We start from the raw sequence: 27,000 nt of genomic DNA, 5'->3' as shown, positions 1-27,000 counted from the left end.
AGGTGCCGCTCGCCCGACACGAGGTCCAGGTCTTCCGACGGCCTGACCCCCAGCCTCACCCACCACTCACCCCGGCTCCCATCCCGTACGCCGTCGACCCACACACCGTGGAGCGGGCGTGGTTCCTGGCGTCCAGGAGGAGCGCGCCACTGTACGAAACGACCTGGACGCCAGGGGCCGCGTCTGCTCGGCTCTGCCTGGGTCGATGATGTGCGGGATGGGAGCCCCCCAGCATCCGCCACGATGGACCCGCGGGCGGCGACGGCGCCCCCTCCATCCCGGTGCCGGCCGATCCCCCGCCGGAGGCACTGTCCTGACCGGCCGCGTACGCGGTGATCGACTCATGGCCACCGGCCCTATCCACCAGTGGGCGCGCGTCGGCGCAGCGCGGGCGGAGCGGGCCGGAGGCAGGGGCGCCGTCGACGACGGGCGAGGGACCGAGGCGCCGACCGCCGCCAGCGCAGCCGCCACCTCGTCCTCACTCGCCCCCGCCAGCGCCTCCATCACCCGATCGAGTGCCTCGCTCACGTCAGTGCTCGTGACCACTCGAAACGGGCGCCTGACCTGCGTTCTTGACCGTCAGCGGCAGCAACTTCTTGCCGGTCGGGCCTACTTGTACCCAAGTATCCATCTGCGGGCAGGCAGACACCCACAACGGCCCTGGATCCATTGATGTGACCGTCAAGTCGGCTCAGGCGTCAGGGTTCGCCAGCCAACGCAGCGCGCTGAGGCTCGGCAGGAAGAAGTACTCTCCGCCGCGGGTGGTGACAAAACGCTCTACGCCGTGCAGGCGGCGCCGGATGGGGTGCTGCGGGATCGTGAAGATGCCGGAGCCGTCGTTGTCGCCCGTGAGCAGGTCCTTTTCCTGGTCGAGGCCGGTGAAGTTGCCCTCGTTCAGCCATTGCGACTTCACGAATTCAAACTGACGGTCCAGGTGTGAGCCGATGAAGACGAAGACGATGCCGCGGTCGGCTCCGTCGTCGTCCAGGATGCCGGCCGGCAGCGGCGGTCCGTAGTTGGTGCCCCGTCGAATCATGTGGTGCAGGCGAACGTCGCCGATGATCTCCGAGTCGCGCGGGTTGGCCCGCCTGGCGTGGGCGCCGTGGGGACAGATCGCGCCGCGCGGATCGGACTCGTAGCGGAAGTCGTTGTTGCGCTGGTCGTCCGCCCCCAGGGCCGGGTCGTCGTGCTCGGGCGCCAGGATCAACGGGGCGCCGCTCTGCCAGCGGCCCACGATCTTGGCGGCGAGCAGCGACTCTTCCTCCGGGCTGCCGGAGTTGTCGTGGAGATACCGGCGGAAGGCCGCGACGCGTGTGTGCAGCTTCCGCCAGGCGACGAAGGTGCCGTTGCGGCCCAGCTCGGCCGGCTGCGGCATCGGCGGCAGGTTTCCGGTCTCGTCGGGATAGCCGAGCACGAATTCGCCTGCCTTGAGCACGGAACCGTCACCGGGCGGACTCTCGGCACCGCTGCCTTCGATCGTGGGGTTGCCGATGCCGTCCTTGTAGCCGAAGCTGGTGCGCCCTGTGGACAGCTGGTAGAAGTCCTGCCGATGGACGAACTGAAGGCCGGGGAGCTGCGCGTGGGCCTTGCGCGCACGTTCGAGGACGACCGCCAATGACTCCTGGTCGGCGGCCAGGAGGGACAGCACGACGTGTACCTGGCCGGTGCCGAAAGGCGGCTCCCAGCGTGCGGGCGCGCTCTCGCCGGTATCACCGATGAACTCGGCGCGTGCCGCCATGCCCTGCCGATACTCCTCAGGGAAGGTGTTCAGGGCAGCCGGTGGGACCTGGAGCGCTTCGAGTCCCCGGTACGTCAATCCGACGTTGAGGAGCGCGGGCAGGTCGGGTTGCCACCAGTTGGCAGCGGAGTCGACCAGCTCGGCCAGGCGCCCCATCAACTGACGCCCGGCGCCGGGATCGTCCACACGCAGCAGGATGTAGGTGCCGACGTACGGTGACGGCCGGTTGCGCAGCACGATGCCCTGAATCTCGTCCAGCTGCAGCGGCGGTGCTTCAGTCGCTGTCATGACGTCCTTCCGGTCAGGTATCGGCGACTTTGTACCAATCGCCACTACTGTCGGCGCTGTCCGACACGGCACATCGCGCGATTGACGAGCGCGTGGGCGCGCGGGGTCGCTCGAAGCGCGAGGTTCAGCCGCGCGAGCCGCAGGGCTCGTTGGGGATCGTCGCCGATGGTCAGCCAGAACTCTGCTGCGTGATCGGCGTACGCCTCGGGGTGGCGCACCATCAACTCCTCGTAGCGCGCGGCAGCGTGGGCACGCCAGAACCGAGCCTCCGTCGATGCCTCGCACTTGCCCAGGAGGCGGGCAAGCCGGGTCGCGTAGTCGGGATCGTCACTGGCGAGGGCCAATCGGCGCAGGCGCTCTATCGCTACGGCCACCCTGCCTTCGGCGGCATCGGCCTCGGCGAGGTGGCCATGCGCCGGCACGTAGGACGGCAGTCGGCGAGTGGCCGACTCCAGCCAGACGCGCGCGCTCGCCAGTCCGCCCTGGGCCAGCCACATCTGCCCGCACTGGAATTCGAGGATCGCCAGCGGAAAGGGGCTGACCCCGCGGTAGGCGCGTCTCGCTGCCAAAAACCATGACTCGGCCTCGTCCACCTCGCCGCTCTCGGCCTGACAGCGGGCCATGGCGCCGAGGGTTCTGAAGTCCTGCCCCCTCGACAGCCCCTGCCGATGCAGCGCAAGCGCGTCTTCGTATTGCCCGACCGCCTGGCAGACGGCTGCTCGCTCCTCGTCCACGCTTCTCCGGTCGAGCCCCAGTGCAGCCGCCGCGTCCAGATCGTTGAGAGCCGCCGCGAACTGGTGGAAGAGGCCCGCCAGCCTGGCGTGCGCCACGAGCGAGCGAGGATCGCGCGGCGCCTGGTCGACGAACATCTCGGCCAGCGATGCCGCGCGCTCGGTCTCGTCGATGCGGCCCAGCACGTGCCCGCGCAGGACGGTCAGCTCCACCAATTCGCCCCAGCCGTCGGCGGTGAGTCTTCCCCGTCTCGCCTGCGACGTCAGACCTTCGATGCGCGCATCGAGGTTGCCCATGGCGATGATGCCGGCTGTCGTGGGGGGCCCGCCCACAAGATCGGGCTCCCTCTCACCGTCTGCAAGAGTGGCCGCACTGGAACTGCTCATCAGCTTGCGGCGGCCGTCGGGACGGAAACGGGTTCGGGCGGGTCGGGGTTGGGCGGTGCCAGGTACGGGAACTCGCGCGAAGCCGGGACGGTCCCGTCGACGCCGTCGCTCACGCGCGGGCCATGGCCCGCGTTGACGATCAGCGTGTAGAGCGTGTCGATGACATCGTCGTTGAGCGACCGGCCGCCACAGGTCGCATGCTCCCGTCCCTCCAGCAGGGCCCGCTCGATCTCGAAATAGCTGTCTTCGGCGTAAGGCTTGGCGACATCCACGACCAGGAAGTCCGCGAGCAGCAGCTCCGTCAGCGGATGCGTCCCGTCCGGCTGCGTCGTCCAGTCCGCCTTGCTGTCGAGGCCGTCGAAGAAGACCAGGTTGGCGTTAAGGCGTGAGCGGTAGGCGTCCACGTAGCTCGGCCCCAGCCGGAACGGATCTTCCTCGTTGTAGAGATCGCGCAGGTCAACGACCTTATTGGCGGCGTCGACCCCGTTGTCTGACAGGAGAATGTTCTTGACCTCGGGGCGGCCGAGGCGTTCGAGGCGCACGGGATACGGTCCGACCGTGACGGTTTCCGCCGCAACGGCGAAGACGCTCCCCGAGGCCGCCCCGAACACCCTGGCGACGTCAAGCTCTGCCACGACGGTCAGGACGTCGGTGCCCTCCAGGGAGTTGGTGCCATTTGGTACGAAGGCGAGCCGCCGCCTCACCCGCGTCTCCACCTCCTTGGCCACGTCCATGAAGAAGGGATCCAGCCGCAGCCCGGCGTAGCAGTGCACGCCATGTCCCTCGCCGCCCCGCTCGTCATTCACCAGCAACGAAACCGATTCCCCGTTGGGTAGCACGCACGTTCCCCGCTGCGTCAACTCCCCATTGTCTTCCGCTCCGACCGGAATCGAGAAGGTGCAGGTAAGCGCGAATTCGTCGGCGCCGACATCGAAGAGTGAGCCGGAATCCGCCATGGGCACGGATACCGGACGGACGCGGAAGCGATAGCTGGCAGCGTCGGAGAACAAGGCTCCCGGCCGCGCATTGGGAAAGACATTCATGACGAGGACGAGCCGACCCGCCTGGGAGGGGCTGGAAAAGGCATAGAGGTCGGTCAGGTCTATGGCCGGATCGGCCAGGGCGCGGGTGCCGGAAAGATGGTCGGACATGATGCTGCGACCTCCGCTGACGGGGCCCGAGCCTACGACCGCGCGCCGTTGCCAGGCCGCCCGGTGCTACCCAGGCGCCATGGCCACGGGGCTACAGGTACCTGGGACGCGAGACAGCTGCTAGCTGGACGCAGTATCCAGCAACGCGTTGAACGCCTGCGTGACCTTCTGCGCCTTGGCGGTGTCCTCGACCGTCATGGTCGGATTGGAGGCGTACCACATGTCGGCCTCCACAATCTTCGTAGCCAGCCAGTCGACGATATGCGGATCGGTCGCCCCGGGATAGCCCTCCGCGACACCTTCGAACATCTCATCGAACCATGGTGCGGCGTTGGCGAAGATGTCCGCCATGTACGGCTTGAAGTCACCGTCATAGGTGACCGCGCCGATGACCTGGGTGTCATTGTTGATGAACGCGACGCGGAAGTCGTGGACAGTGCCGACAAGTTTTTCGTAGTGCCAGGCGTCGTCCTGGATCTTGGCGGCGTTCTGGCGGAACCTCTCCGCCCCGCCCGGCTTGGCGTCGAAGAGAACGGTGATTTCCGCTACCTCCCCAACCCGCTTGCCGAGACCGTCAGGCTGCCTGGTCACGGTTGGAGTCGCCGACCTCGCGGAGCTCTGTGCCGTCATGACTCCCTCCTCCTTTGATCGTCTATCGGCTGGGCTGCGGGCTCTCCTCCCGTCTGAGCGCGTTCCGTAAGGCCCACATAGCCAGCTTTGTCGCCCTCCAGGGTGTCGGCAAGACGATCAGGCCCCACGGGGTCGACGGCGTATTGCGAGTCTGCACCGGGGGTCTCCGCCCGGGATGGAATGAGTGCGGACCGCTAGATCGTCGAGTCGCCTCCCGTCCAGAGAAAGGGGCTCGAGTGGTCACACAGCGGTACGGAATCCTGGTGCTGGACTCAGACCCACTCCACCTCGGAGACGATCTGCGAGGCGCTCCCAGGGCCCGGCAGAGGCGTCGGGGAGCAGACCAGCGGCGCCGACGGGCGAGAGCTCGAAGCGCCGGCCGCAGCCAACGCCGCAGCCACCTCCTCCTCGCTCACCCCCGCCAGCGCCTCCACCACCCGATCGAGCGCCTCGCCCACCTCAGTGCACGTGACCGCTCGATGCAGGAGCCGGCGCCGCGTTCTTGACCGTCAGAGGCAGCAACTTCTTTCCGGTCGGGCCGATTTGTATGGCCGTATCCATCTGCGGACACACACCACAGTCGAAGCACGGCGTCCAGCGGCAGTCCTCGACCTCCGTCTCGTCGAGGGCGTCCTGCCAGTCCTCCCAGAGCCAGTCCTTGTCGAGGCCCGAGTCCAGGTGGTCCCAGGGGAGGACCTCCTCGTACGTGCGCTCGCGGGTCGTGTACCAGTCGACGTCAACTCCGTAGGGAGCCAGCGCCTTCTCCGCACAGTTCATCCAGCGGTCGTAGGAGAAGTGCTCGCGCCAGCCGTCGAAACGGCCGCCGTCCTCGTAGACCGCGCGGATCACGGCGCCGATGCGGCGGTCGCCGCGGGAGAGCAGGCCTTCGACGATACCGGGCTTGCCGTCGTGGTAGCGGAAGCCGATCGAGCGGCCGTACTTCCTGTCTCCGCGGATCTTGTCGCGGAGCTTCTCCAGGCGGGCGTCCGTCTCCTGAGCGCTGAGCTGCGGGGCCCACTGGAAGGGGGTGTGCGGCTTGGGGACGAAGCCGCCGATCGACACCGTGCAGCGGATGTCGTTGGAGCCGGAGACCTCGCGGCCCTTCTGGATCACGCGCGTCGCCATGTCGGCGATCTGCAGCACGTCCTCGTCCGTCTCCGTCGGCAGGCCGCACATGAAGTACAGCTTCACCTGGCGCCAGCCGTTGCCATAGGCCGTCGAGACGGTCCTGATCAGGTCCTCTTCCGACACCATCTTGTTGATGACCTTGCGGATGCGTTCCGAGCCGCCCTCGGGGGCGAAGGTCAGGCCGGACCTGCGGCCGTTGCGCGTGAGCTCGTTCGCCAGGTCGATGTTGAACGCGTCCACCCGGGTCGACGGGAGCGACAGGCCGATCTTGTCGTCCTCGTAGCGGTCCGCGAGGCCCTTCGCGATGTCGCCGATCTCCGAGTGGTCCGCGGAGGACAGGGACAGGAGGCCGACCTCCTCGAAGCCCGTCGCCTTCAGGCCCTTGTCCACCATCTCGCCGATGCCCGTGATGGAGCGCTCACGGACCGGACGGGTGATCATGCCAGCCTGGCAGAAGCGGCAGCCCCGCGTGCAGCCGCGGAAGATCTCGACGGACATGCGCTCGTGGACGGTCTCCGCCAGGGGGACGAGGGGCTGCTTCGGGTACGGCCACTCGTCCAGGTCCATCACCGTGTGCTTGGACACGCGCCACGGCACGCCCGACCTGTTGGGGACCACGCGGCCGATGCGACCGTCCGGGAGGTACTCCACGTCGTAGAACCCCGGGACGTACACCCCGCCCGTCTTCGCCAGGCGGAAGAGCAGCTCCTCGCGGCCGCCCGGGCGTCCCTCCGCCTTCCAGGCGCGGACGATCCCGGTGACCTCCAGGACCGCCTGCTCGCCGTCGCCGATCACCGCGCAGTCGATGAAGTCGGCGATGGGCTCGGGGTTGAAGGCCGCGTGGCCGCCGGCCATCACGATCGGGTCGTCCAGGCCCCGGTCCTTGGACTCCAGGGGGATGCCCGCGAGATCGAGGGCGGTCAGCATGTTCGTGTAGCCGAGCTCGGTGGAGAAGGACAGGCCGAACACGTCGAAGGCCTTCACCGGGCGGTGGCTGTCCACCGTGAACTGCGGGACGCCGTGCTCCCGCATCAGTGCCTCGAGGTCCGGCCACACGCTGTAGGTGCGCTCGGCGAGGACACCCTCCTGCTCGTTCAGGACCTCGTAGAGGATCATGACGCCCTGGTTGGGCAGACCGACCTCGTACGCGTCGGGGTACATGAGCGCCCAGCGGACGTCACAGGCCTCCCACGGCTTGACCGTGGAGTTGAGCTCTCCGCCGACGTACTGGATCGGCTTCTGCACATGCGGGAGCAGGGCTTCGAGCTGCGGGAACACCGACTGGGCGGCTTCGGCAGACATCTCGCGACTTTCGTGAGCTGGACTGAACTGACAGGGGTGACCATCAAGCCTAACGCGAGCGCACCGCCTCCCCGGACGCCCGGACGGCCGGGGACCGGGACCGGGGCCTGCCCTCAGACCCTGGCCTTCCGCTTCACCTGCGGCCACACCTCGGGCAGCGCCGCCTCCGCCGCCGCCGCGCGCTGTTCCTCCCGGCCGTACAGCACGCCGTACGTGAAGGTGTTCTCCCTGGCCGTGTACGCCTGGGCCGACAGCTCCCGCAGGACCTCGCGAGCCATCACGCTGTCCTGGTGGTCCCCGAGCAGGGTCTGCAGGGACTTCATCGCCTTGACCAGTTTCCCGGCCGGCTTGCCGAGCGCGGGGGTGGCGGCCTCGGCCGCGTACCGCGTGCGCTTGGACTTCTTGCGGGCCTCGTGCATCGCGACGTCGCGGTCGTGGCCCGACGGCAGGTCCAGGGCCTGGCCGACCAGGTCGGCGACCTTCCGGAAGTCCCTCCGTACGGCCTTGGCGAGCACCTTCGACGGCTTCCCGGAGGCCGCCTTGCGCAGGGGCGGGTCGGCGATCAGAGCGTCCAGGGCCTCCAGCAGGTCCAGATAGCGCTGCGAGTCCAGGACCTCGGTCAGCAGACGCCGGGAGGCTTCGTGCCGCACGTTCGACCAGGTGCGGATGCGGTTGAGGACCGGGCCGGTGAGCAGCACGGGGGGCAGTTCGGACAGGGCCTTCGTCAGACGCTCGGCGAGAACTTCCCGGTCGCGGTCGATGCCCAGCTCACCGGCCAGCCACTTCAGCTCGTCGGCGATCGGGTCGGTGACGGCGCGGTCCAGGACCTTGCCGAACGAGCGGAACGTGCTGCGCAGCCGGCGGGTGGCCACGCGCATGGAGTGCACGGCGTCCTCGACGTCCCGGCGCACCGCGGGGTCGAGCTCGACGATCGCGTCCCGCTGGGCGCGGACATAGGCGAGGACATGGTCGCCCGCGGTGACGGGCGGTTTTGCGGTAGGGGCCGCGGCACGCCTCGTGCGCTTCTCCGCACCGGTCGCGGCCTTGACCCCCTCCCGCGTCTCCTTCAGCGCCCTCGCCAGCTTCGACGGGGCGGACGAGCGGTTCAGCCCGGCCTTGCGGAGCCTCTTCTCGACCTTGTCCAGGATCGCGGGGTCACGGTCGTCCGCCAGTTCGACCTCGATCTCGGTCCAGTCGGCGGTGCCCGTGCCGCCGCTCAGCCGCTCGGCGTGGACCCGGTCGAGGCTGATCTCGGCGAGCAGGTCGCCGTCCGCGTCGACGAGTTGGCGCACGTCGCGGGCGGAGCGCAGCCGTACGACGGGGACGAGGTCGGCGTCGCGCACGCGGGAGCGGACCAGACCGGACAGGTAGGGCGGGAGGGTGTCGGACAGCGGTGCGCGGATCTCGTCGCGTACGCCGTCGGCGACCGGCAGCTTGAGGTGCCAGCCGGCGTCGTCGCCGCCGGTACGGCGGCGCAGGGTGACGGCATGCGCGGCGAGGCGTTCGTCGGGGGTGTCGTAATAGGTGGCGTCCAGATCCGCGACGCCCTTGTCGACGACGGCACGGACTCCGCCGACGCCGGTCAGATCGGGGAGCTCGTCCCCTGCAGCGGCCTCGTATTTCCGCTCGATTTCACGCTTCGTGTCCGCCATGAACCGAATCTAGTGGCAATCGGGCCGGTACGGCAGGGCCCGCCGAGACGCTTTTCGCCTCCTGACCCCGGCCGATTCCAGCGGGTCAGGAGGCGAACAGGGCTCGGCGTCGCGGCGTCGTCCGCCCTTCCCTACGCCGAGAGCGGCCGCTGCACCCGGATCGACTGCAGCAGTCCCACCGCTATCCAGACGGCGAACATCGACGAGCCGCCATAGGACACGAACGGCAGCGGAATGCCCGCCACCGGCATGATGCCGAGGTTCATTCCGATGTTCTCGAAGGACTGGAAGGCGAACCACGCGATGATCCCGGCGGCGACGATCGTGCCGTACAGCTCTGTCGTCTCGCGGGCGATCCGGCACGCCCGCCACAGGACGACACCGATCAGGACGATGATCAGACCGCCGCCGACGAAGCCCAGCTCCTCCCCGGCCACCGAGAAGACGAAGTCGGTCTGCTGCTCGGGGACGAACTGGCCCGTGGTCTGGGAGCCGTGGAACAGGCCCGCCCCGGTCAGTCCGCCGGAGCCGATCGCGATGCGTGCCTGGCTGGTGTTGTAGCCGACGCCCGCGGGGTCCAGGTCGGGGTTGGCGAAGGCGGCGAAGCGGTTGATCTGGTACTGGTCCAGGATGTGCAGCTGCCAGACGGCGACCGCGCCCAGGGCGCCCGCGCCGAGCAGGCCGAAGATCCAGCGGTTGGAGGCGCCGGAGGCGAGCAGCACACCCAGCACGATGATCACCATGACCATCGTCGAGCCGAGGTCGGGCATGAGCAGGATGATCATCATCGGGACGGCGGCCAGGCCCAGGGACTGCGCCACGGTCCGGTGGTCGGGGTACTGCTTGTCGCCCGCGTCGACCCGGGCCGAGAGCAGCATCGCCATGCCCAGGGTGATCGTGACCTTCACGAACTCGGAGGGCTGCAGGGAGAAGCCGCCGCCGAAGACGATCCAGTTGCGGTTGCCGTTGATGGTGGCGCCGAGCGGGGTGAGCACCATCAGGATCAGGAAGACCGAGAGGCCGTACAGGATCGGCACGGCCGTGCGCAGGGTGCGGTGGCCGAGCCAGATGGTGCCGATCATCAGGGCGATCCCGATGCCGGTGTTCATCAGGTGCCGGATCAGGAAGTAGTACGGGTCGCCCTGGTTGATCTCGGTGCGGTTGCGGGTCGCCGAGTAGACGAGGGCCGTGCCGATCAGCGACAGGGCCACGGCCGACAGCAGTATCGGCCAGTCGAGACGGCGGGCCAGGCCGTCGCGGGCGAAGACCCGCGTCCAGCCGGGCCGGGCGGGGCCGTACCCGGAGACGGAGAAGTTGTTCGCTCCGGTCACGTCAGGATCCTCCGCCTCTTCTTCGGGCGGTCCGTGCGCCGTCGGGTGGTGCGGTTGCTCGCGGTCGGTGAGGGCGTGGTGGCCGACGGGTTGTCGGTGGGTGTGCCCTGCTGGTCCTGTCCGGTGGCCTTGTCGGCGTTCGGGTCGAACTTCTCGATCTTCGGGGAGACGATCGAGCCGTCGGTCCGGATCTTGGGGAGGTCCTTCTGCGGGGTGGGCAGCAGGGCCTTCTTGTTGTCGATCGAGCCGTCGTCCTGAACGCCGTACAGTGCGTTGTAGATCTTGTGCACGGCCTCACCCGAGGCGCCGGAGCCCGTACCGGCCTGGGCGATGGTCATGACGACCGCGTAGTCCTTGCTGTACGTGGCCAGCCACGACGTGGTCTGCTTGCCGTAGACCTCGGCGGTACCGGTCTTGGCGTGCAGCGGGATCTTGTCCTGCGGCCAGCCGCCGAACTTCCAGGCGGCGGTACCGCGGGTGACGACGCCCGCGAGGGCCTCGTCCATGACGTCGCGCGTCTTCTGGTCGATCGGCAGCCTGCCGTGCGACTGGGGCTTGATCTCGGTGATCTTCTTGCCGTCGGGGCTGATGATCGCCTTGCCGATGGTCGGGTTCCACAGGGTGCCGCCGTTGGAGATGGCCGAGTAGATGTCGGCCTCCTGAATCGGGGTCAGGAGGGTGTCGCCCTGGCCGATGGAGTAGTTGATCTCGTCACCCTCGCGCATCCTGTTGCCTTCGAGGCAGTTCTCGTACGCGATCTTCTCGACGTAACTTCCATCCTTTTTGCCGGTCTTGCACCAGGCGTCCTTGTTGGCCTCCCAGTACTTCAGCTTCCACTGGCGGTCGGGGACGCGGCCGGAGACCTCGTTGGGCAGGTCGACGCCGGTGGGCCTACCGAGGCCGAACTGGTGGGCGGTCCTGAAGAACCAGTCCTTGGGCTGTCCCTTCTTCGGGTGGATGCCGCCGTCCTTCTTCCACTCGTTGTCCGCGAGGCCGTAGAAGACGGTGTCGCAGGAGACCTCCAGGGCGCGACCCAGCGAGATCGGCCCGAAGTTCTCCCCTTCGAAGTTCTTGAAGACCTGGCCGCCGACAGAGTACGAGCTGGTGCAGGGGTAGTTGCCGTCGAAGGCGTAGCCGGCCTGGATCGCGGCGGCCGTGGAGACCACCTTGAAGGTGGAGCCGGGAGCCGACTGCCCCTGGATGGCCCGGTTGAGCAGCGGGTAGTCGGATTCCTTGCCGGTGAGCTGCTTGTAGTCCTTGGCGGAGATGCCGCCGACCCAGACGTTGGGGTCGTACGTCGGGTTGGACGCCATGGCGACGACACGGCCCGTCTTGGCCTCCATCACCACGACGGCCCCGGAGTCCGCCTTGTAGTTCTCGCCGGTGTTCTTGTCGAACTGGGCCCGTGCGGCCTTCATCGCCTCGTTCAGCTCGTACTCGGCGACCCGCTGGACGCGGGCGTCGATGCTGGTGACCAGGTTGGAGCCGGGCTGGGCGGAGTCGCTCTTGGCCTTGCCGATGACCCGGCCCAGGTTGTCGACCTCGTAGCGGGTGACGCCGGCCTTGCCGCGCAGCACCTGGTCGTACTGGCGTTCAAGTCCGGAGCGGCCGACCTGGTCGGACCGCAGATACGGCGAGCTGGTGTTCTTGGCCTGCTGGATCTCCTCGTCGGTGACGGGCGAGAGATAGCCGAGGACCTGGGCCGTGTTGGCCTCTCCGGGGCTCGGGTAGCGGCGCAGGGCCTCGGGCTCGGCGGTGATGCCGGGGAAGTCCTCGGAGCGCTCACGGATCTGCAGGGCCTGCCGGGGGTTGGCATCGTCGGTGATGGGGATCGGCTGGTACGGGGAACCGTTCCAGCAGGGCTGCGCCGTCTTGGCGTCGCACAGGCGGACCTTGTCCATGACGTCCTGCGGCTTCATGCCCAGGACGCCTGCCAGCTTGGTGAGGACCGCCTTGCCCCGGTCCTTCATCTTCATCAGGTCGGTGCGGGACGCGGAGACCACCAGCCGGGTCTCGTTGTCCGCGATCGGGACGCCCCGCGCGTCCAGGATCTCGCCGCGCACGGCGGGCTGGACGACCTGCTGGACGTGGTTTCCCGAGGCCTCCTTGGCGTACTCGGCGCCGCTGCGGATCTGGAGGTACCAGAGGCGGCCGCCGAGGGTGCCGAGGAGGGACAGCACGAGGATCTGGATGACGACGAGCCGGATCTGGACCCGTGGGGTCCGTCCCGTCTCGGGAATGTTGGTCACTGCTGCCTCCCCCTCTCAGCGCACGTACGGGTTGTACGAGTACACGGTCAACCTGTGCGGCCGGACGGCCGGGACTCGGATCGTCACAGCCGCTTGACCCCCTTGATGCGTCCGGCGCGGGCCACCCGGGCCTTGGCCGCCTTGACACGCAGCACACCGCGCTGGCTGCCGATGCGCAGTCCGGTGCCGGAGGAGAGCCAGCCGGAGGAGACGTCGGCGGCCTTGGCGGAGTTGGTCTCGGCGAGCGGGTCGTTGTCGGCACGGCGGGCCAGGCCCATGATCCCGGGGACCACGAAGGGCGCGAGCAGCAGGTCGTACACGGCGGCCGTGAACAGCAGGCTGATCAGGCCCACATGGCGCGCCGCGGTGTCGCCGACGAGGGCGCCCACGCCCGCGTACAGCAGGGTGGAGCCGATCGCGGCGGCGACCACCACGGCCATCGGGCCGCTCGCGGACTTGAGCCGGCCGTTGTCGGGCCGGGCGAGTCCGGCGAGATAGCCGACGACGCACAGCACGAGGGCGTAGCGGCCGGCGGCGTGGTCGGCGGGCGGGGCGAGGTCGGAGAGCAGGCCCGCGCCGAAGCCGATGAGACAGCCGCCGACATGGCCGTAGACCAGGGCGAGGCCGACGACCGTCAGCAGCACCAGGTCGGGCACGGCACCGGGCAGATGGAGGCGGGCGAGGACACTCACCTGGATCACCAGGGCGACGATCACCAGGGCGGTGGAGAGCAGCACCCGGTTGAGGCGCATGTGGATCAGCTCCTAGGGCGTCTGCTGCTGGTCGGAGGCGGAGGGCGAAGGCGTCACGGTGACGGTCACGGTCGGCGTGGGAGTGGGCTGTGGCTTGGGGGGCAGGACGGTGTCACGCGGGTCCTTCTTGGGCGCCTGGACTACGACACCGACGATGTCGAGGCTGGTGAAGGACACGAACGGCTTCACATAGATCGTGCGGGTCAGGCCGCCTCCGGAGGGGTCGACCCGGGAGACCACGCCGACCGGAACACCCGGCACGAACGGCTTGTCGGCCTGCGAGCCGAAGGTGACCAGGCGGTCGCCCTTCTTCACGTCGGCCTTGGCGTTGAGGAGCTGGACGCGCAGTGGGCGGTCACCCTGGCCGGAGGCGAAGCCGAGTTCGTCGCTGTTCTCCATGCGGGTGCCGACGGTGAAGTCCGGGTCGTTGGCCAGCAGCACGGTCGAGGTGTCGGGGCCGACGGTGGTGACACGGCCGACCAGACCCTCGCCGTTGATCACGGTCATGTCGCGCTTGATGCCGTCGTTCGCGCCCACGTCGATCGTGACGGTCCAGGAGAAACCCTGGGCCGCTCCTATCCCGATGACCTCGGCGCCCTTGATTCCGTACTGTCCCTCGCCCGCCACCCGGATCATCTTGTCGAGCTGCTTGAGACGGCTGCGATTGCGGTCGTCGCTGCCCAGCTTCGCCTTCAAGGCGGCGTTGGCACGCTCCAGTTCGGCGATACGGTCGTGCCGCCTGCCGGAGTCGCGTACGGCCGCGATCGCGTTTCCGACGGGGTCGACCGCGGACGACACCCCGTTCTCGATCGGGCCGAAGGCCGTGGCGGCGACCTGGCGGGCACCTTCGACCGGTGAGTCCTGACCGCCGCGGATGTCCACCGTGATCAGAGCGAACGCGATGGCGATCAGCAGCACCAGGAGCAGCCGGCTCTCTCGTGTGTCCCTCACGTGCGGCGGCCGTGCCTTCCTCGTCGGAATGTGTAGGGCGGGCGCCCCGGAATGCGCGGTGCCCGGTGGGCCATACCTGGCAGGCACAACCCGGTGGGCGGGACCCGGGGGCGATTTGGGGGCTTATGCCTCTATATCAACGATCCGCCGCACGAGAGGAGATCGTCTCGTACGGCGGAATCGGCGCGTCGCCTCATCTGCGCGGCTGGGCGTCCAGCACCTGCTGGAGCGCCTCGAACTCCTCGACGCACTTGCCGGAGCCGAGCGCCACACTGTCCAGCGGATCCTCGGCGATATGGATCGGCATGCCGGTCTCCCGGCGCAGCCGCTCGTCGAGGCCGCGCAGCAGGGCGCCGCCGCCGGTCAGGACGATCCCCCGGTCCATGACGTCGCCGGACAGCTCCGGCGGGCACTTGTCGAGGGTCGTCTTGACCGCGTCCACAATCGCGTTGACCGGTTCCTCGATGGCCTTGCGGACCTCGGCCGCCGAGATGACCACGGTCTTGGGCAGCCCGGAGACCAGGTCCCGGCCGCGGATTTCGGTGTGCTCGTCAGCGTCGAGGTCGTACGCCGAGCCGATCGTGATCTTGATCTGCTCCGCCGTCCGCTCACCGAGGAGGAGGGAGTACTCCTTCTTGACGTGCTGGATGATCGCGTTGTCCAGCTCGTCACCCGCGACGCGGATGGACTGGGCGGTGACGATGCCGCCGAGCGAGATGACCGCGACCTCCGTGGTGCCGCCGCCGATGTCCACCACCATGTTGCCCGTGGCCTCGTGGACCGGCAGGCCCGAGCCGATGGCGGCGGCCATGGGCTCCTCGATGATGTGCACCTGGCGGGCGCCGGCCTGGGAGGACGCCTCGATGACGGCGCGGCGCTCGACGCCCGTGATGCCCGAGGGCACACAGACGACGACGCGCGGACGAGCCAGATAACGCCGCTTGTGGATCTTCAGGATGAAGTAGCGGAGCATCCGCTCGGTGATCTCGAAGTCGGCGATCACGCCGTCCTTCAGCGGGCGCACGGCAACGATGTTGCCCGGCGTCCGGCCGATCATCTTCTTCGCTTCCGCGCCGACCGCGAGGATGCCCCCGGTGTTGGTGTTGATCGCGACGACGGACGGCTCGTTGAGTACGATCCCGCGACCCCTGACGTACACCAGCGTGTTGGCGGTCCCGAGGTCGACAGCCATGTCACGGCCGATGAACGACATTGAGTTCCCCATCAGGATTCGTCTGGCCTTCCCAAGTGGAGCGTACGAGGCTTTCGTCGGGGCGGCGGAGTGGGTGCTGTGACGTGAAGGCTTACATCGTAGTCTCGCCTGCACGAACACTGTGCGAGGGTCTCCGCCATTGTCAGCAGATGACGCGTCGCCTCGCTTGTGGAGACGGGCGTTCGGGGGTAGCCGTTCCCCCGATCGGCACGCATATGCCACACGACGACCGGGTTTTCAGGAAGGGGTTCCTCGGCCGTCCGGGTTTCAGCCGTCCGGGTGACGTGACAAAGCCTCAGAAATTATTCACAAGACGAGCTCAGAAGTTCATCATCCGGACGCTCAGAAGCGTCCGGGAAAGAAAATCTTCAGCTCGCGCTCGGCGGACTCCTCGGAGTCGGAGGCGTGGATCAGGTTCTCGCGGACGATCACGCCGAAGTCACCGCGGATGGAGCCGGGGGCGGCGGCGATCGGGTCGGTCGGGCCGGCCAGCGCGCGCAGCCCCTCGATGACCCGCTCGCCCTCGACGACGAGCACGACGACCGGGCCGGAGGACATGAACTCCACCAGCGGCTCGTAGAAGGGCTTGCCCTTGTGCTCCCCGTAGTGCTGCTCCAGCGTCTCCTGGTCCAGGGTGCGCAGCTCCAGCGCGCTGATGGTCCAGCCGGCCTTGCGCTCGATACGGCTGATGATCTCGCCGATCAGCCCGCGACGCACGGCGTCGGGCTTGAGGAGGACGAGGGTGCGGGAGGTCACGAGGGTGGCTCCTTACAGGTCACGGTTGTGCGGTGCGTAGAGGGTACAGGGCCCGTTCGGGTGGACGTTACGCAGCGTCAGGTGCTCTGGGGCGGGGCGGCCGGCGGGGTGCCCGGGCCGCCCTCTTTGCCCTCGGCCGCCGCGAAGCGGGCCTTCGCCTCGTCGATCTTCCGTCCGTAGTGCACCGACGCCCACCACAGCGCCGCGAAGATCGCGCCCAGGAAGAACATCGAGGGGACCACGAACCCGGAGGCGATCAGCGCGACCTGCAGCGCCCAGCCCAGCAGGACGCCGCCGGGGCGGGTGATCAGGCCGCACAGCAGGACGCTGAGCACCATGGCGATGCCGCAGACGGTCCAGACCGTCCCCATGGACATGCTCGGGTCCTTCATGGCGACCAGGCCGGCGAAGCCGATGACGAAGAACTCGCCGATCAGGGTCGAAGCACACAGCGTACGCACCGGACGTCAGCCCTTCCCCAGGAGCAGTCGGGCCTCGCCGACGGTGATGACGGAGCCGGTGACGAGCACGCCGCCGCCCGTGTACTCCCCCTGCTCCTCGGCGAGCGTGATCGCGGCCTCCAGGGCATCGGGCAGCCTCGGCTCGACCTGGACGCGCTCCTCGCCGAAGACCTCCACGGCGAGCGCGGCCAGCTCGTCGGCGTCCATCGCGCGATGGCTGGAGTTCTGGGTGACCACGACCTCGGCGAAGATCGGCTCGAAGGCCTCCAGGAGGCCACGTACGTTCTTGTCGCCGCTGGCGCCGACGACCCCGATCAGCCGGCTGAAGTCGAAGGCCTCGCTGACGGCCTCTGCGGTGGCGCGGGCGCCCGCCGGATTGTGGGCGGCGTCCAGGACGACGGTCGGGGAGCGCCGTACGACCTCCAGACGGCCCGGGGACGACACCGAGGCGAAGGACTTGCGGACCGTGTCGACGTCCAGCGGCTCCGGCCGCTGGGACCCGACGCCGAAGAACGCCTCGACCGCGGCGAGCGCGACGGCCGCGTTGTGTGCCTGGTAGGCGCCGTGCAGCGGCAGGTAGATCTCGTCGTACTCGCCGCCGAGGCCGCGCAGGGTCAGCAGCTGGCCGCCGACCGCGACCTGCCGGGAGACGACCCCGAACTCCAGGCCCTCACGGGCCACGGTCGCGTCCACCTCCACGGCCTTCTTCAGCAGCACCTGGGCGGCGTCGACCGGCTGCTGGGCCAGGATGACGGTGGCGTCCTGCTTGATGATGCCGGCCTTCTCCTGGGCGATCTCGCCGGGCGTGCCGCCGAGCCGGTCGGTGTGGTCCAGATCGATGGGGGTGACGACGGCGACGTCCCCGTCGATGACGTTCGTGGCGTCCCAGCTGCCGCCCATGCCGACCTCGACGACCGCGACGTCCACGGGCGCGTCCGCGAAGGCGGCGTACGCCATGCCCGTGAGCACCTCGAAGAACGAGAGCCGGTACTCCTGCTGGGAGTCGACCATCTCGGCGTAGGGCTTGACGTCTTCGTACGTCTCGATGAAGCGCTCGGGGGAGATGGGCGCGCCGTCGAGGCTGATCCGCTCGGTGATCGACTGGACGTGAGGACTCGTGTACCGGCCGGTGCGCAGTTCGAACGCGCGGAGGAGGGCCTCGATCATGCGGGCCGTGGACGTCTTGCCATTGGTGCCCGTGATGTGGATGGACGGGTACGACCGCTGCGGGTCCCCCAGCACGTCCATCAGCGCCGAGATACGGCTGACGGACGGCTCCAGCTTGGTCTCGCCCCAGCGGGTGGCCAGCTCGCCCTCGACCGCCCGCAGCGCCTTGTCGACCTCGGGGTCCCCGGGCCGCGCGGGCAGGCCGGACTCCGGCGGCCCGCCCTGCGTCCGCAGGGTACGGCTGCCGGCCTCGATCACCGCGAGATCGGGGGTTGGGGTCTCCGCTGCTCGAGCGGCGTCGAGGGCTTGGGGAAGCTGGGTCTCGGCCTCGACGATGTCCTCGAAGGGGTCGCTCTCATTGGGGTCACGCGGGGGCAGGTCGCTCACGAGGCCAGTCTACGGAGGACCGGTGACAAGGTGGCCGAAGGCCCCCGGAGCCGTGCGGTTCCGGGAGCCTTCGGCCACCTGCGCAACCGGCTCACGCCTGCGGCAGACGCTCCAGCTGGGCCTGGATGCGGGCGATGTCCTCGTCCGCCTTGGCGAGCCGCGTGCGGATCTTCTCCACGACGTGGTCCGGGGCCTTCGCCAAGAACGCCTCGTTGCCGAGCTTGGCGGTGGCCTGGGACTTCTCCTTCTCCGCCGCCGCCAGGTCCTTGGCGAGCCGCTTGCGCTCCGCCGCCACGTCGATCGTGCCGGACAGGTCCAGCGCGACCGTGGCGCCCGCGACCGGCAGGGTCGCCGTCGCCGTGAAGCCCTCGCCCTCCGGCTGCAGCCGGAGCAGCTGGCGGATGGCAGCCTCGTGCGGGGCGAGCGCCGTGCCGTCGAGCGTCAGCCGGGCCGGGACGCGCTGGCCGGGCTGGAGGCCCTGGTCGGCACGGAAGCGGCGGACCTCGGTGATGACCGACTGGAGGGTCTCGACCTCCTGCTCGGCTGCCGGGTCCCGGAAGCCGCTGTCCTTGGGCCAGTTGGCGATGACGAGCGACTCACCGCCGGTCAGGGTGGTCCACAGCGTCTCGGTGACGAACGGGACGACCGGGTGCAGCAGCTTCAGGGTGACGTCCAGGACCTCGCCGAGGACGCGCTTGCCGACCTCGGCCGCCTCGCCGCCAGCCTGGAAGGTGGTCTTGGACAGCTCGACGTACCAGTCGAAGACCTCGTCCCAGGCGAAGTGGAACAGTGCGTCGGACAGCTTGGCGAACTGGAAGTCGTCGTAGTACGCGTCGACTTCGGCGACGACCGAGTTGAGCCGGGAGAGGATCCACCGGTCGGTCGCCGACATCTTCGACTTGTCCGGCAGCGGGCCCTCGACCGTCGCGCCGTTCATCAGCGCGAAGCGCGTGGCGTTCCAGATCTTGTTGGCGAAGTTGCGGGAGCCCTGGACCCAGTCCTCGCCGATCGGCACGTCGACACCCGGGTTGGCGCCGCGGGCCAGGGTGAACCTGAGCGCGTCCGACCCGTACTTGTCCATCCAGTCCAGCGGGTTGACCGCGTTGCCGAAGGACTTCGACATCTTCTTGCCGAACTGGTCGCGGACCATGCCGTGCAGGGCGATGGTGTGGAACGGCGGAGTGCCGTCCATCGCGTACAGGCCGAACATCATCATCCGGGCGACCCAGAAGAAGAGGATGTCGTAGCCGGTGACCAGGACGGAGTTCGGGTAGAACTTCTCGAGGCTCTCGGTCTGCTCGGGCCAGCCCAGCGTGGAGAAGGGCCACAGGCCGGAGGAGAACCAGGTGTCGAGGACATCGGTGTCCTGGCGCCAGCCCTCGCCGGTCGGGAGCTCCTCGTCCGGGCCGACGCAGACGACCTCGCCGTTCGGGCCGTACCACACCGGAATGCGGTGACCCCACCACAACTGCCGTGAGATGCACCAGTCGTGGAGGTTGTCGACCCAGTCGAAGTACCGCTTCTCCATCTCCTGCGGGTGGATCTTGACCTTGCCCTCGCGGACCGCGTCACCGGCGGCCTTGGCGAGCGGGCCGACCTTGACCCACCACTGCATGGACAGGCGCGGCTCGATCGTGGTCTTGCAGCGGGAGCAGTGGCCGACCGAATGGATGTACGGACGCTTCTCGGCGACGATCCGGCCCTCGGCACGCAGGGCGCCGACGATGGCCGAGCGGGCCTCGAAGCGGTCCAGGCCCTGGAAGGGGCCGTGCGCCGTGATGACGGCGTGCTCGTCCATGACCGTGATGGCCGGAAGGTTGTGGCGCTGGCCGATCTCGAAGTCGTTCGGGTCGTGGGCCGGGGTGACCTTGACGGCGCCGGTACCGAACGAGGGGTCGACGTGGGTGTCGGCGACGACGGGGATGGACCGGTCGGTGAGCGGCAGCTTGACCAGCTTGCCGATCAGATGCTTGTAGCGCTCGTCGTCGGGGTGGACGGCGACGGCCGTGTCGCCGAGCATGGTCTCGGCACGGGTCGTGGCGACGACGATGCTGTCGTCGCCCTCGCCGTACCTCATGGAGACGAGCTCGCCGTCGTCGTCCTGGTATTCGACCTCGATGTCCGAGATCGCGGTCAGACAGCGCGGACACCAGTTGATGATGCGCTCGGCGCGGTAGATGAGCTCGTCGTCGTAGAGCCGCTTGAAGATGGTCTGGACGGCCTGTGACAGGCCCTCGTCCATGGTGAAGCGCTCACGGGACCAGGCGACTCCGTCGCCCAGGCGCCGCATCTGCCCGGAGATCTGCCCGCCGGACTCGGCCTTCCACTGCCAGACGCGCTCGACGAAGGCGTCACGGCCGAGGTCGTGCCGGGACTTGCCCTCCTTGGCCAGCTCCCGCTCGACGACGTTCTGCGTGGCGATGCCGGCGTGGTCCATCCCGGGCTGCCACAGCGTCTCGTAACCCTGCATGCGCTTGCGGCGGGTCAGGGCGTCGATGAGGGTGTGCTCGAAGGCGTGCCCGAGGTGCAGGCTGCCGGTGACGTTCGGCGGCGGGATGACGACGGTGTAGGGCGGCTTGTCGCTCTTCTCGTCCGCCTCGAAGTAACCCCGCTCTACCCAGCGCTCGTACAGCGGCCCCTCTACATCGGCCGGCGCGTACTGGGTCGGCAATTCGGTGTCGGGCGCTGATGGCTGCTGCTGAGCGTTCTCGGTCACGGGCCCAGTTTAGGGGTGTCACGGGGCCGTCCCGAAACGCGATTCTTTGGTAACGGTGAACCCCCCGACGGCCCGGTGTTCCGGCTCCTGCGCCAGGATGTCAGGAACGCATAAGCATCTGGAGGGGAACCCAGACCATGAGCTACAACCAGCCGGGCCCGTACGGCGGGCAGCCTCAGCAGCCCGGGCCGTACGGCCAGCCGGGCCCTTATGGCCAGCCGCAGCAGGCACCCCAGCCCGGCTACGGCCAGCCGCAGCAGGCGCCCCAGCCCGGCTACGGCTACCCCCAGCAGGCTCCGCCCGCCCCGGGCTACGGGTACCCCCAGCAGGCCCCTCAGGGCGTCCCGCCGCAGCAGAACCCGTACGGCCAGCAGCAGCCGCCGTACGGCCAGCCCCAGTACGGCCAGCAGCCCTACGGTGTCCCGCAGCCGCCGGTCCAGGAGGGCGGCAAGAAGAAGACCGGTCTCATCATCGGCGCGGTCGCGGTTGTGGCGGCGGTCGCGGTCGGGGCGTACTTCGTGATCGGCGGGGGCGGGGGCGGCCTGTCGAACGACGGTGCGCACAAGCTGACGACGCCGGCGAAGCTTCTGGGCAACTACACCCGGGTGACCAAGGACGGCGCGACCGCCAGTGACGCATCGACCGTGAAGGACCTGGAGGCCAGCGGCGTGAAGGACGGCACGGCCGTCTTCGGGGTGTACACCACGGCCAACCTCAGCAACTACAACCCGCAGGACCCGTCCACCGCCCCCAGCGCGGCGGAGCTCGCGACGGCCAAGGGCATCACCTTCGTCGGCGGCTACGGCCAGATCGCCGACCCCAACGCCGCTCTGGACAAGTTCTTCGCCTCGCTCAAGAAGTCGACCGAGGACAGCTCGTCGAGCAGCAGCACCACCGGCCAGAAGGCTCAGCTGATCGGCCGGCCCGAGTCGGAGAACCTGGACGGCGCGGTGATGAAGTGCCAGGCCGCCAAGGGCACGAACGCGGTGACCAAGAAGGAGAAGACCGACTGGTTCTGCGCCTGGGCGGACTACAGCACCCTCGCCATGGTCTCCCCCGGCGACAACATGGGGGACGTCTCCAAGGACACGGCGATCGACGTCACCACCAAGGTCCGTAAGGAAATCCGCGTCGCGAAGTGACCGCCAACCGGAGGTGAGAAGCGGTACAGAAGAGGTGCCCGGCAGGGTTGCCGGGCACCTTCGTGGTGTTTGCCTGTGGCCTACGCCGTCTTCTGCTCCCCGGGCCCCCGCCCCCGCGCATCCCGCGGAATGAGCGTCGGGTTCACGTTCGACAGGACCACGTCCGCCGTGATGACGACCCGGGCCACGTCCTTGCGGGACGGGACCTCGTACATCACCGCCTGGAGGACCTCCTCCATGATGGCGCGCAGACCCCGGGCGCCCGTCTGGCGCAGGATCGCCTGATCGGCGATGGCCTCCAGCGCCTCGCGCTCGAAGTCCAGTTCCACGCCGTCGAGTTCGAAGAGCCGCTGGTACTGCTTCACCAGCGCGTTGCGCGGCTCGACGAGGATCTGCAGGAGTGCCTTGCGGTCGAGGTTGTGGACCGACGTGATCACCGGGAGGCGGCCGATGAACTCCGGGATCATGCCGAACTTCACCAGGTCCTCCGGCATCACGTCCTCGAACTGGTCCTTGGATTCCAGCTCGCGCTTGGAACGGATCGTCGCGCCGAAGCCGATGCCCTTCGCGCCCGCGCGCGCCTCGATGATCTTCTCCAGGCCCGCGAACGCGCCGCCCACGATGAACAGCACGTTCGTCGTGTCGATCTGGATGAACTCCTGATGCGGGTGCTTGCGGCCGCCCTGCGGCGGAACCGAGGCGGTCGTGCCTTCCAGGATCTTCAGCAGCGCCTGCTGCACGCCCTCGCCCGAAACGTCCCGGGTGATCGACGGGTTCTCACTCTTGCGGGCCACCTTGTCGATCTCGTCGATGTAGATGATGCCCGTCTCGGCCTTCTTGACGTCGTAGTCGGCGGCCTGGATCAGCTTCAGGAGGATGTTCTCGACGTCCTCTCCCACATAACCCGCCTCCGTCAGCGCCGTCGCGTCGGCGATGGCGAACGGGACGTTCAGCATGCGGGCCAGAGTCTGTGCGAGGAGCGTCTTGCCGGAGCCCGTGGGGCCCAGCAGCAGGATGTTCGACTTGGCCAACTCGATGGCGTCGTCGCGGCCTTGGGCGCCGCCGTTCTCGCCGGCCTGCACCCGCTTGTAGTGGTTGTACACCGCGACAGAGAGGGCCTTCTTCGCGGCCTCCTGGCCTACGACGTACCCCTCGAGGAACTCGTAGATCTCGCGGGGCTTGGGGAGTTCCTCCCAGCGCACCTCGCTCGTCTCCGCGAGCTCCTCCTCGATGATCTCGTTACAGAGATCGATGCACTCGTCGCAGATGTATACACCGGGGCCTGCGATGAGCTTCTTGACCTGCTTCTGGCTCTTGCCGCAGAACGAGCACTTGAGCAGATCGCCGCCGTCACCGATGCGTGCCACGGTGTGCTTCCCCTTCGCCTGGGAGACGCCTTACGTCCAGCGGCTCCTGGTGCTGCCTTATGTCCGACGGTACCTTGCCGAGCCCCCCGTTCGGGCCCCCCTTGGCACGGTTCACTTTGACGTGCACCGAGTCACACCGTGCCAAGGAGCGGCAGACGATACAGATCCGATGACGAATCGAGTCGATTCGCGTCAGCGGACAGCTGCGTTGTTCATCTTGCGGGTCGAGATGATCTGGTCGATCAGGCCGTACGCCAGCGCGTCCTCGGCCGTGAGGATCTTGTCGCGCTCGATGTCCTCGCGGATCTTCTCGATCGGCGTGTTCGAGTGCTTGGCGAGCATCTCCTCCAGCTGCGAACGCATCCGGAGGATTTCGTTGGCGGCGATCTCCAGGTCGGAGACCTGGCCGCGGCCCGTCTCGCTGTACGGCTGGTGGATCAGCACGCGGGCGTTCGGGAGCGCCATGCGCTTGCCCGGGGTGCCCGCGGCCAGCAGCACCGCGGCGGCGGACGCGGCCTGGCCCATGCAGACCGTCTGGATGTCCGGCTTCACGAACTGCATCGTGTCGTAGATGGCCGTGAGCGCGGTGAAGGAGCCACCGGGGCTGTTGATGTAGACCGAGATGTCACGGTCGGGGTCCATCGACTCCAGGCACAGCAGCTGCGCCATGACGTCGTTGGCGGAGGCGTCGTCGATCTGGACGCCCAGGAAGATCACGCGCTCCTCGAAGAGCTTCGCGTACGGGTCGTACTCGCGGATGCCCTGCGAGGTGCGCTCCACGAAGCGCGGGATGACGTAGCGGGACTCGGCCACGGGGGCGGTGTACTCGGCGCGGGCACGGTCGTAGAGGCCGCTGCCGGGGAAGTCGTTCACGGTGTCTCCTGAAAGGGGCTGGGGCGGTGGCTGAGGGGCTGGAGGGGGCGCTGGGGCCCTGTGGGGCCGGACGGAGCCCGCGGGGCTCTGCCGGCCGTACGGGGCCCGGTGAGCCCTTACGAGCCCGCCCCGGTACCTCCGCCGCCCGGCATGCCGACAGCGGTGGGCATGATGTCGTCGATCAGGCCGTACACCTTGGCCTCCTGCGCGTCGAACCAGCGGTCGCGGTCGGAGTCGCGGGTGATCTGCTCGACCGACTGGCCGGTGTGGAAGGCGGTGAGTTCGGCCATGCGCTTCTTGGTGTGCAGGAGCCGCTCGGCGTGGATCTTGATGTCCGACGCGGAGCCGGCCAGGCCGGCCGAGGGCTGGTGGATCAGGATCTCGGCGTTGGGCAGGGCGAAGCGCTTGCCCGGGGTGCCCGCGCTGAGCAGGAACTGCCCCATCGAGGCCGCCATGCCCATGGCGATCGTCACCACGTCGTTCTTGATGTACTGCATGGTGTCGTAGATCGCCATGCCGGCCGTGATGGAACCGCCGGGGCTGTTGATGTACAGGAAAATGTCCTTGTCCGGGTCGGCGGCAAGGAGCAGCAGCTGTGCGGTGATCCGGTTGGCGATGTCGTCGTCCACCGGCTGGCCGAGGAAGATGATCCGCTCGTCGAGCAGCCGGCTGTAGACCTGGTCGCCGAGGCCGCCACCGATGGAGGGCTGGCCGGCGGCGGAGGGCATCAGATTCGTCACGTATCCACCTGCTCGTCTTACGACGGCGCGGGGCCGTCTCACGTGTTCTGCTGGGGCGTGGGACCCCGTGCGGCCGCCGCGTGGCGGCTTCGGGGACTCCCCTGCCCTCGTATTCATGGACCCTAACGCGCAGGCAGTCGGGTGCCATCCCGCTTCTGCGGGTGTTCGCTGTCAGCGCATGGGCGTTGGACGTACGGTGGCCGACGGCCGTCCCGCAAGGGCGAGCCCCGGACCCCTGTGAGATCACCGTAGCCCTGACGGCGGCGGGTCGCCTCCGGTCGCCCGTGGCAGCCCGTGCGGTTCCCCGCGCCCTGCGGGGCGCGGCCCCGCTCACGGCGACGGGCCCCGGGACGCGGCGTGCGTCCCGGGGCCCGTCGGTTGCCGGTGGTCCCGGAGGGTTACGCCTCCGGCTTCTCCTCGGCGGCCTCGGCGGAAGCCTCCGCGGAGTCCTCCGTCTCGTCCTCGTCGTCCAGGTCGACGATCTCGCCGTTGGTGTCCTTGACGGTGGCGGCCTCGACGACCACCGCCAGGGCCTTGCCGCGGGCGACCTCGCCGACGAGCATCGGGACCTGGCCGCCCTCGACGACCGCCTGGGCGAACTGGTCGGGGGACATACCGGAGGAGGCCGCGCGCCGCATGAGGTGCTCGGTCAGCTCCTCCTGGTTGACGTTCAGCTTCTCCTTGTTGACCAGCTCGTCGAGGACGAACTGCGTCTTGATGCCCTTGATCGCGGCCTCGCGCGTCTCGGCGTCGAACTCCTCGGCCGTCTTGCCCTGGATCTCCAGGTACCGGTCGAGGGTCAGACCCATCTGGCCGAGCTGGTGGTGCTCGAGGTTGTGCTTACGGGTGTTGATCTCGTCCTCGAGGAGCTTCTCGGGGATCGGGACCTCGACCAGCTCGAGGAGCTTGTCCAGGACGCGCTCCTGGGCCTGGGTGGCCTGGTCGTACTGCTTCATGTTCTCGAGGCGCTTGCGGCTGTCCGCCTGCAGCTCCTCCAGCGTGTCGAACTCGGACGCGAGCTGAGCGAACTCGTCGTCCAGCTCCGGCAGTTCGCGGGAGGCGACCTGGGTGACCTTGACCGTCACCTCGGCCTCCTTGCCCGCCGCCGAGCCGCCCTTGAGCTCGGAGGCGAAGGTGGCCTCCTCGCCGGCCGACAGGCCCTTGACGGCGTCGTCGATGCCGTCGAGCAGCTCGCCGGAGCCGATCGTGTAGGAGACGCCGCTCGCGACGCCGTCCTCGAGGACCTCGCCGTCGACCTTGGCCTCCAGGTCGATGGTGACGACGTCGCCGTCCTCGGCGGCGCGCTCGACCGGGGTCGTCGACGCGAAGCGGTCACGCAGCTGCTGGACCGACTTCTCGATGTCCTCGTCGCTGACCTCGACGGCGTCGACCTCGACCTCGATGCCGGAGTAGTCCGGGATCTCGATGGTCGGGCGGATGTCGACCTCGGCGGTGAAGGACAGCAGCTCGTTGTCCTTCAGCTCGGTGATGTCGACCTCGGGCTGGCCCAGCGGGTTCAGCTCGGCCTCGTTGACCGCCTCGGTGTAGAACTTCGGCAGCGCGTCGTTGACGGCCTCCTCCAGCACGGCGCCACGGCCGAACCGCTGGTCGATGACCCGGGCCGGGATCTTGCCCTTGCGGAAGCCCTTCACCGTGACCTGCTGGTTGATCTTCTTGTACGCCGCGTCGAGGCTGTCCTTCAGCTCCTCGAAGGGCACCTCAACAGTGAGCCGAACCCGGGTCGGGTTCAGGGTCTCCACGGCGCTCTTCACGGTTCGGTCTCCTTGTGGCTGACTTCTTGGGGTTCTGCCGAACTGCTCCGCCCCGGTCGGGCGGGCCTTCGGCGGATTCGCGGGCCCCTGCCTGAGAGACGTGGCAGTGCAGACAC

At 68.6% G+C, this 27,000-nt stretch carries 20 protein-coding genes; 1 reads left to right on the top strand and 19 read right to left on the bottom strand.

Annotated elements, in window-relative coordinates; all coding sequences use genetic code 11:
* Window positions 1-691 precede the first annotated feature (691 nt).
* From AAW14_RS32980 to AAW14_RS32910, 15 genes are all read right to left on the bottom strand, one after another.
* Window positions 692-2,026 carry a Dyp-type peroxidase gene (locus tag AAW14_RS32980; protein WP_265568105.1) on the bottom strand — a complete coding sequence of 445 codons (1,335 nt, stop codon included), beginning with the start codon at window positions 2,024-2,026 and terminating at the stop codon, window positions 692-694.
* Between the two features lie 44 nt (window positions 2,027-2,070).
* Complete coding sequence (locus tag AAW14_RS32975) at window positions 2,071-3,054, bottom strand: tetratricopeptide repeat protein (RefSeq protein WP_265568104.1); 984 nt, start codon at window positions 3,052-3,054, stop codon at window positions 2,071-2,073.
* An 89-nt stretch (window positions 3,055-3,143) separates the two neighbouring features.
* On the bottom strand, window positions 3,144-4,295 hold the full coding sequence (locus tag AAW14_RS32970) for a DUF4331 family protein (RefSeq protein ID WP_265568103.1): 1,152 nt from the start codon (window positions 4,293-4,295) through the stop codon (window positions 3,144-3,146).
* Window positions 4,296-4,415: 120 nt separating this feature from the next.
* Window positions 4,416-4,925, bottom strand: coding sequence for a hypothetical protein (locus tag AAW14_RS32965; RefSeq protein WP_265568102.1), 510 nt, complete (start codon window positions 4,923-4,925; stop codon window positions 4,416-4,418).
* A 459-nt stretch (window positions 4,926-5,384) separates the two neighbouring features.
* A complete protein-coding gene (locus tag AAW14_RS32960; protein ID WP_265568101.1) occupies window positions 5,385-7,355 on the bottom strand; it encodes a TIGR03960 family B12-binding radical SAM protein in 1,971 nt (656 codons plus the stop codon).
* 113 nt (window positions 7,356-7,468) lie between these two features.
* A complete protein-coding gene (locus AAW14_RS32955; protein ID WP_265568100.1) occupies window positions 7,469-9,007 on the bottom strand; it encodes a CYTH and CHAD domain-containing protein in 1,539 nt (512 codons plus the stop codon).
* Between the two features lie 131 nt (window positions 9,008-9,138).
* Window positions 9,139-10,338, bottom strand: coding sequence for a rod shape-determining protein RodA (rodA, locus tag AAW14_RS32950; protein WP_265568099.1), 1,200 nt, complete (start codon window positions 10,336-10,338; stop codon window positions 9,139-9,141).
* Window positions 10,335-12,587: a penicillin-binding protein 2 gene (mrdA, locus tag AAW14_RS32945; protein WP_265568098.1), complete on the bottom strand. Its 2,253-nt coding sequence runs from the start codon at window positions 12,585-12,587 to the stop codon at window positions 10,335-10,337. Before mrdA ends, rodA begins: the two co-directional genes overlap by 4 nt.
* Window positions 12,588-12,670: 83 nt before the next feature.
* Window positions 12,671-13,339, bottom strand: a complete 669-nt coding sequence (mreD, locus tag AAW14_RS32940; RefSeq protein ID WP_265568097.1) for a rod shape-determining protein MreD — start codon at window positions 13,337-13,339, stop codon at window positions 12,671-12,673.
* A 12-nt stretch (window positions 13,340-13,351) separates the two neighbouring features.
* Complete coding sequence (mreC, locus tag AAW14_RS32935; protein WP_265568096.1) at window positions 13,352-14,290, bottom strand: rod shape-determining protein MreC; 939 nt, start codon at window positions 14,288-14,290, stop codon at window positions 13,352-13,354.
* A gap of 193 nt (window positions 14,291-14,483) precedes the next feature.
* Window positions 14,484-15,503: a rod shape-determining protein gene (locus AAW14_RS32930; protein ID WP_265568118.1), complete on the bottom strand. Its 1,020-nt coding sequence runs from the start codon at window positions 15,501-15,503 to the stop codon at window positions 14,484-14,486.
* A 342-nt stretch (window positions 15,504-15,845) separates the two neighbouring features.
* Window positions 15,846-16,259 carry a nucleoside-diphosphate kinase gene (gene ndk / locus AAW14_RS32925; protein WP_265568095.1) on the bottom strand — a complete coding sequence of 138 codons (414 nt, stop codon included), beginning with the start codon at window positions 16,257-16,259 and terminating at the stop codon, window positions 15,846-15,848.
* A 77-nt stretch (window positions 16,260-16,336) separates the two neighbouring features.
* Window positions 16,337-16,720, bottom strand: coding sequence for a DUF4233 domain-containing protein (locus AAW14_RS32920; RefSeq protein WP_265568094.1), 384 nt, complete (start codon window positions 16,718-16,720; stop codon window positions 16,337-16,339).
* Window positions 16,721-16,726: 6 nt separating this feature from the next.
* A complete protein-coding gene (gene folC, locus AAW14_RS32915; RefSeq protein WP_265568093.1) occupies window positions 16,727-18,274 on the bottom strand; it encodes a bifunctional tetrahydrofolate synthase/dihydrofolate synthase in 1,548 nt (515 codons plus the stop codon).
* A 91-nt stretch (window positions 18,275-18,365) separates the two neighbouring features.
* Window positions 18,366-20,990 carry a valine--tRNA ligase gene (locus tag AAW14_RS32910; RefSeq protein ID WP_265568092.1) on the bottom strand — a complete coding sequence of 875 codons (2,625 nt, stop codon included), beginning with the start codon at window positions 20,988-20,990 and terminating at the stop codon, window positions 18,366-18,368.
* 137 nt (window positions 20,991-21,127) lie between these two features.
* Between AAW14_RS32910 and AAW14_RS32905 the strand changes: the two genes are divergently transcribed.
* Window positions 21,128-22,132 carry a hypothetical protein gene (locus AAW14_RS32905; protein WP_265568091.1) on the top strand — a complete coding sequence of 335 codons (1,005 nt, stop codon included), beginning with the start codon at window positions 21,128-21,130 and terminating at the stop codon, window positions 22,130-22,132.
* An 80-nt stretch (window positions 22,133-22,212) separates the two neighbouring features.
* Here AAW14_RS32905 and clpX read toward each other — a convergent pair whose 3' ends face one another.
* The 4 genes from clpX to tig all read right to left on the bottom strand — a co-directional run bounded on the left by clpX (window position 22,213) and on the right by tig (window position 26,884).
* On the bottom strand, window positions 22,213-23,499 hold the full coding sequence (gene clpX / locus AAW14_RS32900; RefSeq protein WP_265568090.1) for an ATP-dependent Clp protease ATP-binding subunit ClpX: 1,287 nt from the start codon (window positions 23,497-23,499) through the stop codon (window positions 22,213-22,215).
* 192 nt (window positions 23,500-23,691) lie between these two features.
* Complete coding sequence (locus AAW14_RS32895) at window positions 23,692-24,372, bottom strand: ATP-dependent Clp protease proteolytic subunit (protein ID WP_322741144.1); 681 nt, start codon at window positions 24,370-24,372, stop codon at window positions 23,692-23,694.
* 116 nt (window positions 24,373-24,488) lie between these two features.
* Window positions 24,489-25,100 carry an ATP-dependent Clp protease proteolytic subunit gene (locus tag AAW14_RS32890; protein ID WP_265568116.1) on the bottom strand — a complete coding sequence of 204 codons (612 nt, stop codon included), beginning with the start codon at window positions 25,098-25,100 and terminating at the stop codon, window positions 24,489-24,491.
* 410 nt (window positions 25,101-25,510) lie between these two features.
* Window positions 25,511-26,884 (bottom strand): trigger factor, encoded by a 1,374-nt coding sequence (tig, locus tag AAW14_RS32885; protein WP_265568089.1) that lies wholly within the window; start codon window positions 26,882-26,884, stop codon window positions 25,511-25,513.
* Between the last annotated feature and the right edge of the window lie 116 nt (window positions 26,885-27,000).

Source organism: Streptomyces hygroscopicus, assembly GCF_026168105.1.
GTDB lineage: Bacteria > Actinomycetota > Actinomycetes > Streptomycetales > Streptomycetaceae > Streptomyces > Streptomyces hygroscopicus_D.
This window is presented reverse-complemented; position numbering and strand designations above follow the sequence as displayed.